This is a genomic window from Micromonospora sp. NPDC006431, assembly GCF_042870725.1.
In the GTDB taxonomy this organism is placed as follows: Bacteria; Actinomycetota; Actinomycetes; order Mycobacteriales; family Micromonosporaceae; genus Micromonospora.
This window is the reverse complement of sequence record NZ_JBIAHQ010000040.1, coordinates 23,943-39,373: the sequence shown is the minus strand read 5'-3', so window position 1 is coordinate 39,373 and position 15,431 is coordinate 23,943. Positions and strand designations below refer to the sequence as shown.

General features: G+C 72.8%; 13 protein-coding genes. 8 read left to right on the top strand and 5 right to left on the bottom strand.

All coding sequences use genetic code 11. The annotated features are described in order from the left end of the window. Positions 1–211 precede the first annotated feature (211 nt). The 5 genes from ACFYM6_RS34170 to ACFYM6_RS34150 form a co-directional block, all read right to left on the bottom strand. Positions 212–445 (bottom strand): hypothetical protein, encoded by a 234-nt coding sequence (locus ACFYM6_RS34170; RefSeq protein WP_387281605.1) that lies wholly within the window; start codon positions 443–445, stop codon positions 212–214. Between the two features lie 16 nt (positions 446–461). Then, entirely contained in the window at positions 462–1,880 is a 1,419-nt protein-coding gene (locus tag ACFYM6_RS34165) for an RNA-guided endonuclease TnpB family protein (protein WP_387281604.1), read from the bottom strand. Beyond that, complete coding sequence (locus tag ACFYM6_RS34160; protein WP_387281603.1) at positions 1,877–2,494, bottom strand: IS607 family transposase; 618 nt, start codon at positions 2,492–2,494, stop codon at positions 1,877–1,879. Before ACFYM6_RS34160 ends, ACFYM6_RS34165 begins: the two co-directional genes overlap by 4 nt. A 63-nt stretch (positions 2,495–2,557) precedes the next feature. After that, a complete protein-coding gene (locus ACFYM6_RS34155) occupies positions 2,558–3,400 on the bottom strand; it encodes a hypothetical protein (RefSeq protein WP_387281602.1) in 843 nt (280 codons plus the stop codon). Next, positions 3,397–4,317 (bottom strand): ATP-binding cassette domain-containing protein, encoded by a 921-nt coding sequence (locus tag ACFYM6_RS34150; RefSeq protein ID WP_387281601.1) that lies wholly within the window; start codon positions 4,315–4,317, stop codon positions 3,397–3,399. The genes ACFYM6_RS34155 and ACFYM6_RS34150 overlap by 4 nt, the downstream gene beginning before the upstream one ends. 524 nt (positions 4,318–4,841) lie before the next feature. Between ACFYM6_RS34150 and ACFYM6_RS34145 the strand changes: the two genes are divergently transcribed. The 8 genes from ACFYM6_RS34145 (at position 4,842) to ACFYM6_RS34110 (ending at position 15,429) form a co-directional block, all read left to right on the top strand. Further along, positions 4,842–6,941 carry a TOMM precursor leader peptide-binding protein gene (locus ACFYM6_RS34145; protein WP_387281600.1) on the top strand — a complete coding sequence of 700 codons (2,100 nt, stop codon included), beginning with the start codon at positions 4,842–4,844 and terminating at the stop codon, positions 6,939–6,941. 54 nt (positions 6,942–6,995) lie between these two features. Further along, positions 6,996–7,178 carry a hypothetical protein gene (locus ACFYM6_RS34140; RefSeq protein ID WP_046564715.1) on the top strand — a complete coding sequence of 61 codons (183 nt, stop codon included), beginning with the start codon at positions 6,996–6,998 and terminating at the stop codon, positions 7,176–7,178. 185 nt (positions 7,179–7,363) lie between these two features. Continuing rightward, entirely contained in the window at positions 7,364–7,582 is a 219-nt protein-coding gene (locus tag ACFYM6_RS34135) for a thiazolylpeptide-type bacteriocin (protein ID WP_241825274.1), read from the top strand. A 76-nt stretch (positions 7,583–7,658) separates the two neighbouring features. Then, complete coding sequence (locus ACFYM6_RS34130; RefSeq protein ID WP_046564718.1) at positions 7,659–7,844, top strand: thiazolylpeptide-type bacteriocin; 186 nt, start codon at positions 7,659–7,661, stop codon at positions 7,842–7,844. A gap of 101 nt (positions 7,845–7,945) precedes the next feature. Next, the gene (locus ACFYM6_RS34125) at positions 7,946–9,913 is read left to right on the top strand and encodes a TOMM precursor leader peptide-binding protein (protein WP_387281599.1); all 1,968 of its coding nucleotides are present in this window, start codon (positions 7,946–7,948) and stop codon (positions 9,911–9,913) included. A gap of 10 nt (positions 9,914–9,923) precedes the next feature. Continuing rightward, complete coding sequence (locus ACFYM6_RS34120; protein ID WP_387281598.1) at positions 9,924–11,564, top strand: nitroreductase family protein; 1,641 nt, start codon at positions 9,924–9,926, stop codon at positions 11,562–11,564. A gap of 38 nt (positions 11,565–11,602) precedes the next feature. After that, complete coding sequence (locus ACFYM6_RS34115; protein WP_387281597.1) at positions 11,603–14,383, top strand: lantibiotic dehydratase; 2,781 nt, start codon at positions 11,603–11,605, stop codon at positions 14,381–14,383. After that, complete coding sequence (locus ACFYM6_RS34110) at positions 14,380–15,429, top strand: thiopeptide-type bacteriocin biosynthesis protein (protein WP_387281596.1); 1,050 nt, start codon at positions 14,380–14,382, stop codon at positions 15,427–15,429. The genes ACFYM6_RS34115 and ACFYM6_RS34110 overlap by 4 nt, the downstream gene beginning before the upstream one ends. Positions 15,430–15,431 lie beyond the last annotated feature (2 nt).

Genomic DNA, 15,431 nt, shown 5'->3' with positions numbered 1-15,431 from the left:
GGGGGCCCCCCGGGGCGGGGGGGGGGCCGCGGGCGGCCCGCGGCTGGGCCCCCCCCCCCGGGGGGCCGGGCCGGGGCCCGAGCGCCCCCGGGGGGGGGGGCCCCGCCGGGGGCCCGCCGCCCACCACCTACGGCCTGGTCAAAGTCCCCGGTCGAGCCGCCGGACGGCCGGGGGCTTTGACACCGGCCCTGGGCCCGGGGCGTGCGGTCGCTCAGCGCTCGGGGTGGCGGCGGACGAAGTCCTGGTAGGTCTCGTTGGCGACTTCGATCTCGCGAACCTGCGCGGCCAGCTCGGCCCGGCGAATGTCGGCCGCCGCGCGGGCGCGGGCCAGCCGCAACTCGTGCCGGCGGTCGCGGATGCGGGACCAGCTCCGGACGGCGGCCCAGGCGATCCAGCCACCGGAGGCCGCCAGGCCGGTCACCGCGAAGGCGAGCAGGAAATCCATCCCAGCATTCTGCTTCCTACTCGTTGTTCATAGTTGAGTGGTTCGGATGGTTCGCTCTCCGCCCAGCGGTGGCTGGGCTGGAGTCCTGGACCGGCAGTCTGGTCCGGTGGCGATCGGTCCGGTCCTGCAGGATCTGCTTCACCCGCTTGTGTGGGGTGTGCAGGGCGATGTCGGGGTCGCCGGCTCGGTGCAGGATGTTGATCGCGGCGTTCATGTCGGCCTGCCACACCACCCCGCATCGGGTGCAGTGAAACCTGTCCCCGCTGCGTCGGCCGAAGTCGCCGCATTGGTGGCAGGTTTGTGAGGTGTAGGCGGCGTTGACGGGAACGTGCGCAGAACCTCTGCGCTCCGACACGCTTTTCAGGGCCTCGGCGGTGACTCCTTTGGTCCACGCGGCGAGACGCCGGTTGATGTTCTTGGGCAGCTTTTTGCGCCCGGTGAAGCGTTTGGTGAGGTCTTCGGCGATCACGGTGGCGGCCTTGTCGACGACCTCGTGCACGGCGGTGAAGATCTCCGTACGCACCCGCGCCCGGTGCCGGGCCGCCTGCCGCTCCCGCTTCACCGTCCCGAGGTTGTTGGCCTTGATCCGCTGCGCTTTCGCGTGGTCACCACGTGCAGCGGCGTCGTTGGCGATCGAGCGCAGCTTCGCCCGACGCCGGTTACGTTCCTTCAACCGGTCCGACTCACTGGTCAGCAGCTCGCCGAGTTGTTCACCGTGGGGCTGGCCGTCGGAGTCGGTGAGGGCTTCGGTGTAGCCCTTGTCCACACCGACCGTCGCCTCGCCGCACGGCCGCTGCGACGACCGCATCGCGGATGCGTCGATCTGGTAGTGCACCTCGACCCGACCCCGGCGCAGGATCAGCCGCAACGTGCCCGCCGGCGCGACCGTCGTCGACAGCGGGATCCGGACCATCTTGCGGGGCTCGAGACCGGGAACCGCCAGCCACAACCGGCCCCGCCCATCGGCGGCGGTGTTGTAGTTGTCGGCGCGTACCACGATCTGATCGTGCGTGCGGTTGCGGCCGCGCTTCCAATGCTTGCGCATCTGCCGAGCCAGGAACGGGTCACTGGCCCACTGGTCCGCCTTCAGCGCGGTGTACATCCGCTGGCGCTCGGCCGGGTCGTTGGTGCGTCGGCTGATCGCCCGCCGGACGTCGACCTTGGCCGCCTCGAGGTTCGCTCCGATGTCGGCCATGGCGTCGCGGACGGTTTCCTTCCACGCATTCGCCAACACACCAAACCGCACGTGCGTGCCGTCAGCCAGCCACCGGTCCCGCACCTGCCGATCCCGCAACCCGGACCCGACTCCGAGGATCGAGCCGTAACGCTGCCACACCTCACTACGTACCCGGCCCAATCGGCGGGCCTGCTCTACCAGAGCGGCGTACTTGCCTGGATTCAGTCGGGCCGAGTAGGCGATCCGGGTGACCTTCACCGGTCACCCTCCATGGCCAAGTCCGCCCTTTCCAACTCCTTCTCGTAGCGGCGCAGACCGTCCAGCCGGCCAGAGGAGGAGTTGACGATGGCCAGGAAGTCCTCGACCAGTTCCTGCTGCGGGGACAGGGACTCCTGGTTGGCGACGACGATCTGGCAGCCGCCGCGCGCCGCCACATGCTCCACCAGGTCGAACCCGAACCGGGCCAACCGGTCCTTGTGCGCCACCACCAGCGTGGCGACCTCACCCCGGTCGACCGCGTCCATCAACGCCAGGAACTTCTCCCGGCGCAGGTCCAACCCGCCGCAGACCTCGCTGATCCACTCGTCCACGGCCAGACCGCGAGCGAGGCAGAACTGCTGCATCGCCGCCACCTGCGAGGCCAAATCCGCCTGCTGACCCGGCGACGACACCCGGCAGTACACCACCACCTTCCGCCGCCCGGCGTCGAAACCCGGCTGCAGCACCCGGCGCACATCCGAATCGTCGAAATACCGCTGCCCCGACGGCAGACGACGGGCCGTGATCCGGCCCTCCGCCTCCCACCGGCGCACGGTGCTCACTGAACGGCCCACCCGCTTAGCAAACTCCCCGATCCGATAGACACTCGCCACGACAGTCAATTGTGGACAGCTCTAGAAAGGAAAGCAACCACTTGTAGCTGCTCCTCCGCCCGGTCAACCGACGTCCCGGCGCGCCGCCAGCCAGCTGCCCAGGCCGAACATCACCAGGACGTAACCCAGCAACACCACGGTCGGCACCAGCGCGCCGGCGGACTCGATCACGCCGGGGGTGCCCCCGTCGAACTGCGACCGCGCGCCCAGCGCGCCGGCCAGCGCGCCGGAGCTCGGTGCCAGCAGCACCTTCTGCACCGCCGTCAGCGGGCTCAGCACGAGGGCGAGTCCGCTGATCGCGTTCTCCAGGACCAGCGTCCAGATCAGACCGACCGCGATGGCGGTGGTGGCGCTGCGGAACGCGATCGCCAGGAACCAGCCCACGCTGGCGTGGGCGGTGCAGATCAACCAGGCAGCCGCCACCGCGCCGGCGAGATCGGCGACGGTCGGCCAGTCGGCGGCCCGTCCCTCGGCGGCCGCCAGCGACCCGGTGGTCACCGCCAGCAGGCCGAAGGTGAGCACGGCGATCAGCAGGGTCAGGCCGCACAGGACGACGGCGTGCCCGGCCATCACCTGCGCGCGCCGGGGTCGCTGGGTGAAGAGGAGGTTCCACGTCCCCCAGCGGTACTCGTTGCCCACCACCAGCGCGCCGAGGATGACCACGATGGCGCCGCCGAAGAGCGGGAACAGCCCGATCCCGGTGGGCACGAGCTGCCCCGGCAGGACGGTGGCCAGCAGGGACTCGGCGGCGTCGGTCTCCTTCGGATCACCGGCCAGCGCCAGGTGCACGAGGTACGGCACACCGATGCCGAAGGCGAGCGCGAGGGCCGCCCAGGTCGCGGTGACCGTCCAGACCGCCGGCCGCTTCCGGTCGGCGAACCAGGCCGCCCGCACCGAGGCCATCATCGGGTGCCTCCCGTCGTGATCGTCTGCTCCTGGCGGGCGTGCCGCTCGGGCGCGGTCAGTTCCAGGAAGGCCTCCTCCAGCGAGTGGCGCAGCGGGCGCAGTTCCCGCACGTCGATGCCGGCCTCGACCAGCCGCCGGTTGAGGGCTGCGGCGAGCGCCGGGTCCGTGGTGACCCGAAGTTGCCCGTCGACCGGGTCCACCGCCCGGACCCGGTCGTGTGCGCGCAGGCACGCCACCGCCTCGTCGATCGGGTCGGCGTCGATCAGCAGCACCGCCTGGCCCAGCGTCCCGCGCAGCTCGTCGGGCGTGCCGTCGGCGATCAGCCGGCCGCGGTTGATGACCACGATGCGGTCGCAGATCTGCTCCACCTCGCCGAGGACGTGGCTGGACAGCAGCACGGTGCGCCCGCCCTGGCCGAGTGCCCGGAGCAGCTCGCGGATGTCGGTCACCCCGCCCGGGTCGAGGCCGTTGGTGGGCTCGTCCAGGATCAGCAGGCTCGGTTCCTTGAGCAGGGCGGCGGCCACGCCGAGGCGCTGCTTCATGCCGAGGGAGTAGGTCCGGAACTTCGATCCCGCCCGCTCGGTCAGCCCGACCTCGGCCAGCACCCGGTCGGCTGCGGTGTCCGGGACGCCCGCGTACCGGGCGGCCAGCCGCAGGTTGTCCCGGCCGGACAGGTGGGGGTAGAAGGCCGGCGACTCGATGAGCGCACCCACCTTGGCCAGCTGTTCCGGCGTGCCGGGCGATCGGCCGAGGACCCGGATCGCGCCGCTGGTCGGCCGGACGAGCCCGACCAGCATGCGCATCGTGGTGGTCTTGCCGGCCCCGTTGGGGCCCAGGAAGCCGAGGACCTCGCCCTCGCGCACCCGCAGGTCAAGGCCGTCGACTGCGGCGACCCCGCCGGGATAACGCTTGGTCACCTCATGAAGTTCAATGGCAAAACGGTCATTCCTCAACGTGTCACCGCAATCGCACGATGCCGAGCAAAGCGCCGCTCGACCTGAATTTCCTTTGCGTTCATCCGCAGTCCCTCGAATTCCCTACCGCACCACAGGGTTAATTGGGTGACATCAATTAACTGTTCGTTTCGGGCGGACTGGGTCGGTGGCGACCGATTTGGCCCGCGGTCGCGCCGTCGTAACCCGCCGTCGCCAGCGGTCAGCATGCCGTCATGAAAAGCCCTTTGACCTGCGGCGGCGTAGGCGGCGCCCACAGACTAGCGGAGGTTGATCGGCTCCGGAAGGTCGCCGGGGGCGGCGGTGCGGCGTTTTTGTCTTAGCTGCAGCTCACTGCCCCTCAATTTACTTCCGCCACTGCCTGGCCCGAAACATTCTGTTGACTTAATACTTGATCTTGGGCAGCATGAAGGCACTTTCGAGACCGCCACAGGAGTTGTCATGGGGGGCGCATGAACCAGCCGTCGGACGGTGGAACAAGCCTGGAAATGCGTCCCAAGCTGCGGCACGACGTGGTCTTCCTGGACGCTCCGGCCGGCGCCTACCTGCGCGGCCCGGACAGCGCATTCCTGATCAAGGGCAAGTCGGCCTTCCGGTGGTTGACGTCGCTGAGTCCCTACCTGACCGGCGAGCACACGCTCGGGCAGCTCACCGCCGCCCTCGACCCGGGGCAGCGGCAGACCGTGCTCACCCTGGTCCGCGCGCTGATCTCGCGAGGGTTCGCCAAGGACGCGGGGGACCGCAGCGAGCTGTCCGAGCCCGTCGCCCGTCGCTTCGCCGCCCAGATCGAGTTCATCGACCACTTCGCGGACGATCCCACCGGCCGGTTCCAGCGTTTCCACGCCGCCCGGGTGGCGCTGTGCGGCGAGGGAGAGACGTTGCTCGCCGCGGCGAGTGGCCTGCTCCGCAACGGGTGCGTGCGGCTGGACCTCCACCCGGACGACGACCCCGCCCGGTACGCCGAGGCGCTGCGCCCCGAGCTGGCCGAGCTGCGCGCCGACGGCCTGCCGGCGGAGGTGAGGTTCCCCACCGGAGGCCCCGACCCGCGGGCGGTCGACGCGGTGGTCTGCTGCACCGGTCCGGCCGGCCTGGCCCGCCTGGCCGAGCTGGCCCGCGCCGCTCACCGGGACGGTCCGCTGCTCGTACCGGTGATCTGGGACGACCGGCGGGCGGTGGTCGGGCCGACCGTCGGGGCGGGACAGGCCCCCTGCTGGCACTGCGCTCAGCTCCGGCTCGCGGCCGGCGACGACCCGGCGGCGGCCGCGGAGTTCTGGCGACAGCTCGCCGTCGGCGACCCGGCCGCAGCGGCGGCGCTGCCCGAGGTGACCGCGCGGATGCTCGGCAACGCCGCCGCCTTCGAACTGTTCCGGGCCCTCACCGGCGCGGTCGCCCCGGACACCGCCGGCGGGGTGCTGCTGCTCGACGCGGCCACCTTGGAGTCCAGCCGGGAGCGGGTGCTGCCGCACCCCGGGTGCCCGGTCTGCCGGGACGTCGAGGTGACCGAGCCGGGGCCGCCGGCCGGCTCCGACGACGAGACCTACCAGCGGGCCGAGGCGCTGGTCTCGCCGAACGCCGGGGTCTTCACCCGGTTCGTCGACGACCCGCTGGAGCAGGCCCCGCTGAAGACGGCCCGCCTGCGGCTGCCCGGCCGGCGTGGCCCGCGCGAGGTGAGCGCCTTCGACGTGCACACCGTGATGGGCGCCCGACTCGCCGCCTACCGGGCGGCGGTCCGCGACCACGCCGCCCGGTACGCGGACCCGGCCGCGGCGGTCACCGCCTCCGCGGCCGAGCTGCGCGAGCGGGGCGAGCACCCGGTGCCCTGGACGGACCTGGCGACGGCGACCGCCGTGCCGCCCGACGACCGGCCGGTCCGCTGGCTGCCGGCCGTCGTGCTGGGCCGGGCGGAGTCCGTGTGGGTGCCCGCCGCGCTGGCGCTGCCCACCTCCGCGTACAACGCCGAAGGCTGGGCCGAGCCGACGGTGGCCGGCGCGGCCGCCGCCGGGACCCTCGACGAGCTCATCGACCAGGGGCTGGCCGACGCGCTGGCCTACCGGGCGCTGACCGCCGCGCTGCGCGGCCGCGGCGAGCCGCGCGTGGTGAACGAGGAGGACCTGGTCGGCGACGACGACACCGCCTTCGTGGTCAAGGCCGCCCACCGGTTCGGCCGCCGGCTGTCGGTGTTCGCGCTGGCCGGGGCCGACCCGGCCTACGCCGTGCTCGCCGCCGCCGAGCCGCCGGGCGGCGGTGACCGGGACTGGGCGCTGGCCGGCGGGTTCGACCCGGTCGCCACTCGGCTGGCCGCCGTCCGGGACGCGGTCGGGCGTGTGCAGGTGCGGCACTTCGAGGACGCCGTCGCCGACCTCGGCGACCCGGTGCTGCGTGACTTCGACCCGGCCGCGCTCACGGCCGGCGCCACCCCCGCCGGCCCGGCCGGACCGGCGACCGACCGGGCGACCGTGCTGGCCGCGCTGGACCAGCAGGGAATGAGCGCCCTGCTGGTCGAGACGACCACCCGGGACGTCCGCGCCACCGGGGCCTTCCGCAGTGGGGTCGTCCTGCTGCGCCGGTCCGCCCCGGCGGCCGACTGAACCACCACGTCAGTGGCTTCGGCGAGGCACGCACCATGGAAGGAGGTGGAAAAGATGCCGATCACCCTGAACGACGAGCTCCGCGAGCTGGAGACCGAGACCTTCGAGATCGAGGAGGTCGAGGACGGCGGCGAGGCGCTCGCTGCGACCAGCTCCAGCTGCTCCTGCTCCAGCTGCTGCAGCTGCAGCACCTCGAGCTGCTGCAGCACCAGCACCAGCACCTCCAGCTGCGGCTGACCGGGTGAACGGGGTTGCCCCCGACGCTGACGACTTCCAGTCCCCGGTGGGACGCCGCACGAACGACGCACCATCCGCCGCCGGCCCGACCGGCGAGTAGCCCTGCGTGCCTCCGCTGGATCCACCGTGGTGGTGCGACGCGGACCCACCGACGACTGGCGCCACCGCGGCTCAAGGAGAGGCCCGTGCCGACACAACCCCCGACATCCGGCCTACTGCCCGACTCGGTCCGCAGCGAGCTGCGCGACCTGCAGACCGAGACGTTCGAGGTCGAGGACATCGCTGAGCTGTCCGCCGACCTGATGGACATCTGCAGCAGCAGCACGAGCACGTCCAGCTGCTCCAGCTGCAGCACGTCCAGTTGTTGCAGCTGCACCTCGTCGAGTTGCAGCAGCACCAGCTGAGCCACGGTGCCGCCGGTCGCTCCGGACGTCCGGCCGGCACCGCGGCCCTGACCGACCGAGGGGAGGTAGAAGGAAAATGCCGGAACTGACTGAGGAACTCCGCGCGCTGGAGACGGAGACGTTCGAGATCGAGGACGTCGACGCCATCGACGCGATGGTCATGGACTGGTCCAGCTCCAGCTGTTCCTGCTCCAGCTGCTGCAGTTGCAGCACGTCCAGCTGCTGCAGCAGCAGCACCAGCACCGGATGCGGCGGCGGCTGACCCAGCCCAGCGCCGTAACCGTCCCCGCCGGCGGGCCACGTCGGCGGGGCGCCGGTCCCAATCTCATCAGCACAGGTCGCGACCGTAGACAGGTGAACCGCATGATCGTCGATGTCCGGACCACCTCCACCGGGTGGGACAGCAGCCTCAAGCAGCTCGGCGAGGCGTTCCACGAGCGACGCCAGGATCCGGCGCGGCAGCCGGCCCGCCCCGCCGTGCCGCTCGACGGGATCACCGTCCGGATCGCCGCCCTCGGCCTGACCGACGCGTACGCCGACGGCGGCGAGGGCCTGACCGGCGACGTGGTGCCGATCTGGCTGCACGGCGCGACCGCGCTGGTCGGGCCACGCTGGACGGACACCGACGACGCGGCGGGCGCCCGGCCCGGCCCGTGCCCGCTCTGTGTGCAGCGGCGCTGGCAGGCCATCCGGGTACGCGAGGAACGCCACGCCCTGGAGCACCAGGCCCCGGTCGGCACCGTGGCCCCGCTGCCCCACCTGACGCCGTTCGCGGTAGACGCGCTGTGGCAGCTCCTGCTGGACGCCTGCCGCCCGCGGACCGACCGGCCCGGCGTGGGACGCCTGCGGCAGCTGCGGATGGACACCCTGGAGACCACCGTCGTCGAGGTGCTGGCCGACTCCGAGTGCCCGGCCTGCGCCATCGTCCGCCCGGACACCGCGGAAGCCGCGGTCATCCCGCTCACCAGCCGGCCCAAGCCGGACCCGTCCGCGTACCGGCTGCGGTCGGCCGGCGAGCTGGACCTCCCGGTCGCCGCGCTGGCGAACCCGGTCGCCGGGGCGCTGGGCGGCAGCGCCCTGCGCGCGTACAACGCCACCGCCACCGCGCCGGTGACCGGCTACTTCCGGATCCGCAGCCGCTACGACCTGCACGAGATGTGGTGGAGCGGGCACGCCAACAGCTACGGCAGCAGCGAGACGTACGCCCTGCTGGAGGGGCTGGAGCGGTACGCCGGCCAGTTCCCCCGGGCGCGGCGGACCACGGTCGTCGACAGCTACGCCAACCTGGCCCCGGACGCCCTCGACCCGGCCGGTCTGGGCTACCACCCGGCGTTCTACCACGGGCATGGGCTCTACTACGCCCCGTACACGCCGGATGCGCCGATGCCCTGGGTCTGGGGTTACTCGCTGCGCGACCGCGCCCCCCGTCTCGTGCCCGAGCAACTTGTCTACTACCTGGACCGCCGCACCGACCACCGCAAGTTCGTCCAGGAGTGCTCCAACGGCTGCGCCAGCGGCAGCTGCCCGGAGGAGGCGCTGCTGCACGGCATGCTCGAACTCATCGAGCGGGACGCCTTCCTGCTCGCCTGGTACGGCTCGGCCCGGCTGGCCGAGATCGACCCGAGCACCTGCCGGGACGAGCGAGTGCACTTCATGCTCGACCGGGTGGACCTGCTCGGCTACGACATCCGGCTCTTCGACACCCGCGCGGACCTGCCCGTCCCGGTGGTCACCGCGGTCGCGGTCAAGCGCGGCGACGGGCTCGGTCAGCTCTGCTTCGCCGCCGGCGCCAGCCTCGACCCGGACGACGCGGTCCGCGCCGCGGTCTGCGAGACCGCCTCCTACGTGCCCGGCTTCGACGAACGGGTCGCCGCCAGCGAGCCGGAGCTGCACGAGATGACCCGGGACTACACCAAGGTCACCGAGCTGAGCCACCACGCCCTGCTCTACGGGCTGCCGGAGATGACCCGCCACGCCGCGTTCCTCTTCGACGACCCGCCGCTGCGGTCGATGAGCGAGCTGTACGGCGACTGGCTGTCGGCCCGGCCGAACCACGACGACCTGCGGGCCGACATGGAGTACCTCACCGGGCTGATCGCCGGGCTCGGCGGCGACGTCGTCGCGGTCGACCAGACCTGCCCGGAGCAGGAGGTCGCCGGGGTGCACACGATGGCCGTGGTGGCGCCCGCCCTGGTCCCCATCGACTTCGGTTGGCAGCGGCAGCGGGTGCTCTGGAGCGACCGGCTGGAGCGCCACCTGGCCCGGGGCACGCACGGACCAGACCGGCTCGGTGCCACCGGCCGCAACCCCCACCCGCACCCCTTCCCGTAGGAGCACCGACATGCAGCAGGAGGCCCTCGAGGTCGTCCGGGAGTACGCGCAGGCGGTGTTCCGCCGGGCCCGGGTCCCGATGGAACCGTTCAACTACGAGGTGGACTGGGCCGACCAGCCCTCCCGGCACACCAGCTACCCCGGCGCCCCCCGGGTGCCGCTGCCGGTGGCGCTGCCCGACCTGCCCACCCTGCGCGACCTGTTCACCGGGGAGCACCTGCCGCCGGCCGGGGGCTGGACGCTGGACCGCCTGGCCACGCTGCTGCGCCTGTCGTACGGACTGCTCGACCGGCGGCTGACCGTGAACTGGAACCAGGACCTGGCCAAGCGGGCGCACTTCGAGCACGCCGTCTGGGGGCGGGGCACCGCCTCCGGCGGGGGCATGTACCCGGTGGAGCTCTTCCTGGTCGCCGGGCCCTCCGCGCCGCTGCTGCCCGGGGTCTACCACTACGGCACCGGCCAGCACGTGCTGGAGCGGCTGCTGCTCGGCGACGTCAGCGGCACGGTCCGCGCCGCCGTCGGCGAACCGGCGGGCGGTGCGGACAGCTTCCTGGTGGCGAGCATCCGGTTCTGGAAGAACTCATTCAAGTACAACAGCTTCTGCTACCACGTGGTCACCCAGGACCTCGGCGCCCTGCTCGGCTCCTGGGACCTGCTCGCGCGCGGGCTCGGCGTGCCGCTGCCCCGGCTGCTCGGCTTCGATCCGGCGCCGGTGGACCGGCTGCTCGGCTTCGACAGCGACCGGGAGAGCGCCTTCGCGGTCGTACCCCTGGACTGGGCCGGCGCCGCCCCGGACGCCGGCGCCGACGGCGGCGATCGTGAGGACGGAAGCGGACCCACCGGGGAGCGGCCGGCGGAGGCCCGGGTCCGGTACCCGGCGTTCGAGCGGTCCCGCCGGTTGCGGGAGTTCCCGGCCGTGACCGAGGTGCACCGGGCGGCGGCGGCCCCGACCACCCCGGCCCCGGACGCCCTGGCGGACGCCGCGCCCCGCGAACTGCCCGGCGAACCGCAGGCCCTGCCCGCGCCGGAGCTGGCGCGGCTGGCGCGTCCCCTGTCGACGGTGCTGGCCACCCGGTCCAGCAGCTTCGGCCGGTTCCGCCGGCCGCCCGAGCTGACCGCCGCCGAACTCGGCACCACCCTCGCCTTCGCCACCGCGGGCCGGCACCACCCGGCCGACGCCGGGCTGCCCGGGGACGCGCCGGCCCTCACCCGCCTCTGGGTCTTCGCGAACCATGTCGACGGCCTCGACGCCGGCACCTACGCCTACTGCTCCCGGCGGCACGTGCTGCTGCCCGCCGCGGCCGAGCCCGACGATGGGATGTCCGCCTTCCTGCAGCAGCAGTACTTCCTCACCAACTACACGATGGGGCAGGTCGGGGCGGTGCTGGCGATCGCCGGCCGGCTGGACGCCGTGCTCGACGCCGTCGGCCCGCGCGGCTACCGCATCCTCAACGCCGAGATCGGCGCCGTCGCCCAGCGGGCGTACTGCGCGGCCACGGCCCAGCGCCTGGGCTGCGGCGCGGTGCTGGGCTTCGACAACGTCGCCATGGACGAGGCCCTCGGCCTGACCGGGACCGACGAACGGACCGTGTTGTTCCTGCTGCTCGGGCGGCATCCGGACGCCGCCGCCGACCTGATGTACCGGCTGTGACCACCCGCCTCGCGAAGACGTCGACGAAGGAGAGACCCGTGACCGTGTCCCTGCCCGCGCCAGCGGTCACCGAGCTGTCCTGGCGGATGCCGGAGGTGTTCATGCTCCGCACCGCCGGCCTGCCGCTGGAGATCGCCGACCGGCTCGCCTTCGACCGCAGCGCCGCCTGGGCCCGCCGCGTGCTGGACCTGGAGGACCGGCTGCGGGCGACCGGGCCGCCGCTGGCCGACGCGCTGCAGGAGGCGGTGGCCCGCAACCTGGACGACGACCAGCTGCGGCGACGGCTGATCCGGCTGCGCCGGGACGTCTGGAACCTCCGCCGGCCTGATCCCGCCGACCCCGGGGCCTGGCCGGCCGGTCCGCTGGGCGGGGACACGCACCGGATGCTGGTCGGCTGGCTGGAGACCTTCGCCGCGTACCGGCGGGAGCTGGCCGACGGCGCGGCGCTGCTGGACGGTGAGCTGGCGGAACGCCGGGCCGTGCTGCACGAGCTGGCCGAGGATCCCGACCTGCGCGGCGGCATCCTGCTCGCGTCCCCCTCGCTGGACCAGTACCTGCCCGCGTACCTCGCCGGACAGGGCCGGCTCGGCAAGCGGGCCCGGCGGGTGGAACGGTCGCTGCTGGAGTACGCGCTGCGCACCACCGCCAAGACCAGCCCGTTCAGCCGGCTGACCACGGTCAACGTCGGCACCTTCGGCCCGGGCGCCGGCGCGCTGCTCGACGCCGTGCCGGTGACCGAGGGGAGCGACGAGACGAAGCGGGGCGTGGCCCGGCTGAACCTGGCCGCGCTGGGCCGGTTGTCGGCCATCGTGCTCGCCGACGAGGGGCTGCGGGCGGACCTGCCGGTCGCCCTCACCACCGGCTGGCGCATCGAGCGTGGCCGGCTGCGTTACCTGCGCCGGCGGCGGACCAGTTCGGAGGACGGCGAGGCCGCGATCACCCTGGAGTCGATCCACGAGTCGCTGTTCGTGCTGCCCACCGGCCGGGTGCTGCACGACATCCTGGCCGCGCTCGACGGCGGCCGGGCCCGGCGGATGGCCGACCTGGTCGCCGAACTGGCCACCGCCGACCGCCCCGCCGCGGAGATCGCGCAGTACCTGCACCACCTGCTGCGGGTGGGCCTGCTGGTGGTGCCGAACCTGCACCTGGACATCCACGCCGACGACCCGGTCGAGGGCTACCGGCGGGCACTGCGGGAGATCGGCCGCGACTGGGCGGACCGGCTCGCCGAGCGGGTCGGCACCGTCAACCGGCTCGCCGCCGGCTATCCCGACCAGGACGTGGCCGGCCGCCGCCGGGCGCTCGCCGACATCCGGCGGGAGTTGGTCGCGGCCCACGCGGATCTCGGCCGCGCCGACGTCCCGGCCCCCCGGACCCTGGTGTACGAGGACGCGACCCTGCGCACCCGGGTGCCGGTCACCGCGGACCGGGGCCGCTGGGAGCGGGACGTCCTGCCCGGCCTGCGGGCGCTGGCCCGGATCATGCCGGTGTTCGACATCAACCTGCCGCGTCGGCTGGCCACGAAGGGCTTTTTCCGGGCCCGCTACGGGGCCGGTGGCCGCTGCGACGACCTGCTCACCTTCGCCCACGAGTTCCAACAGGACTTCTTCGAGCACTACTCCGGCCGGATGATGCGCCGCCGGGCGTTCGACGCCGACAACGCGTACGTGCGGCAGGAGAACTGGTTCCGGCAGGAGGAGATCACCGCGCTGGACGACGCCCGGATCGAGGTGGCCCGGCGGGTGAACGAGGCGTACGACCGGTTGCCGGCCGGCGCCGAGGAGCTGCGGCTGGACGACGACTTCATGGCGGACGTCGCCGCCATGGTGCCGGAGACGCTCGGCACGCTCGATCCCCGGTCGTTCTTCCTCCAGCTCGCCGACCAGGGCGACCGGCACCGGGTGGTGGTCAACCGGATCTACTCCGGCATGACGCTGCTGTTCTCCCGTTTCGCCCACCTCTTCGCCGACCAGGACCTCGCCGGCACGCTCCGCGCCGAGCTGGCCCGGCTGCAGCCGCCGGGCGCGGTGCTCGCCGAGCTGAAGGGCGGGTACGACGCCACCAACCTGAACCTGCACCCGGCGGTCACCCCGTACGAGCTGGTCTGCCCCGGGGAGATCAGCTTCCGGCCGGCCGGCGAGCAGATCCACATGGACGACCTCAGCGTCGAACACGACCCGGTCGCCGACCGGCTGCTGCTGCGCTCGCGCCGGCTCGACGCCGAGGTCATCCCGGTCTACCTGGGCTTCCTGCTGCCGATGGCGCTGCCTGAGGTGCAACAGGTGCTGCTCACCTTCGCCTACCTGGGCATGGCCCAGCCGGACCTGTGGGCCGGCACCACCGTGCCGCTGCCCGGTCGCGGCATCGCCGGGTACCCGCGCATCGTGCACGGCGACCTGGTCCTGCAACGGCGGATGTGGAAGCTGCACCCGGACCACCTGCCGCCGGCGCGTACCCCGGAGCAGGGCGACGCCGACTGGTTCCTGCGCTGGCAGCGGTGGCGGCGCGACAACGGCCTGCCCCGGCGGGTCTTCGCCACCCCGGAGGGCACCCGGCTCACCCCGGCCGCCGGTGACGACGGCCAGCCCGGGGCGCAGCCGGGCGGCCGGCCGGACCACAAGCCGCTCTATGTCGACTTCGACAGCCACTTCTGCCTGCAGTTGCTGGAGGCGACCGGACGGGGGGCGGGCAGCCGCCTGGTGCTCACCGAGATGCTGCCGGACCGCGACGAGCAGGTGCTCCGCGGCCCCGATGGCAGCCACGTCACCGAACTGACGGTGGAACTCAACGGCGTCCGCGCCGGAAAGGTGGACCGATGACCCACTTCCCCTCCCCGGTGGAGCACGGCTGGCTCAGCGTCCACGTCTTCTACGCCAGCAACGCCAACCCGATGCTCGTCGAGGGCGTCCGGCCGCTGGTGGACGAGCTACGGGCCGAGGGGCTGATCAGCCGGTACTTCTTCATCAAGTACTGGATGGAGGGGCCGCACGTGCGGCTGCGGGTGCTGCCGGCACCGGGCGTCGACCCGGCGGTGGTCCGGGCGCGGGTGGACGAGGCGATGGAGGCGTTCCTGCGCCGCCGTCCCGCCCTCTACGAGGTGGACAGCGAGGGGCTGGGCGACCTGTACAAGCAGATGTTCCTCGCCGAGTACGGCCGGCAACGGTGGGAGGAGGAGTACGGGCCGGACGGCGTGATGCCGATGCGGGCGAACAACAGCTACCACCACATCGCGTACGAGCGGGAGTACGGCCGCTACGGCGGACCGGCCGGGATCGAACTCGCCGAGTGGCACTTCGAGCACTCCAGCGACGTGGTGCTGGACCTGCTGGCCACCACCAACGTGCACGTCCGTCCGGTGCTGCTCGGGCTCTCCGCCCAGCTGAGCATGATGATGTGCGCGGTGTTCCTCGCCGAGGACCGGCGGATCGCCGACTTCCTCGACGAGTACCGCCGGTTCTGGGAGGTCTCCTACTCGGAGCCGAGCGACGAGTACCACGCCAGCTTCGACACCAGCTACCGGCGGATGGACGCCGTGTTGCGCGGGCGCCTGGCGCAGATCCGCGCGGCCGCCCGGGACGGGGCCGACGTCCGGCCCGGGGGTGTGGAGGGCCGCTGGTCGGCGCACTGCCGGGAGCTGCGGGACCGGGTCGTCGCCGCCGTCGAACGGGGTGACCTGGTGTTCCAGCGCGGCGGCGGCGAACCCACCCCGGTCCGCGACCTCGACGTCGCGCTGCCCATCCTGCTCAGCTCGTACATGCACATGACGAACAACCGGCTCGGCGTGAGCATCCTCGACGAGATCTACCTGTCGTACGTGATGCGGACCGCGCTTCTCGACGACGTCGCTCCGGCCGGTCCGCGATGACC

Bases quoted from the DNA above. Each gene is read 5' to 3' on its own strand.
- ACFYM6_RS34170 (WP_387281605.1), bottom strand. From the start codon at position 445: ATGGATTTCCTGCTCGCCTTCGCGGTGACCGGCCTGGCGGCCTCCGGT.
- ACFYM6_RS34155 (WP_387281602.1), bottom strand. From the start codon at position 3,400: ATGATGGCCTCGGTGCGGGCGGCCTGGTTCGCCGACCGGAAGCGGCCG.
- ACFYM6_RS34145 (WP_387281600.1), top strand. From the start codon at position 4,842: ATGCGTCCCAAGCTGCGGCACGACGTGGTCTTCCTGGACGCTCCGGCC.
- ACFYM6_RS34140 (WP_046564715.1), top strand. From the start codon at position 6,996: ATGCCGATCACCCTGAACGACGAGCTCCGCGAGCTGGAGACCGAGACC.
- ACFYM6_RS34130 (WP_046564718.1), top strand. From the start codon at position 7,659: ATGCCGGAACTGACTGAGGAACTCCGCGCGCTGGAGACGGAGACGTTC.
- ACFYM6_RS34125 (WP_387281599.1), top strand. From the start codon at position 7,946: ATGATCGTCGATGTCCGGACCACCTCCACCGGGTGGGACAGCAGCCTC.
- ACFYM6_RS34120 (WP_387281598.1), top strand. From the start codon at position 9,924: ATGCAGCAGGAGGCCCTCGAGGTCGTCCGGGAGTACGCGCAGGCGGTG.
- ACFYM6_RS34110 (WP_387281596.1), top strand. From the start codon at position 14,380: ATGACCCACTTCCCCTCCCCGGTGGAGCACGGCTGGCTCAGCGTCCAC.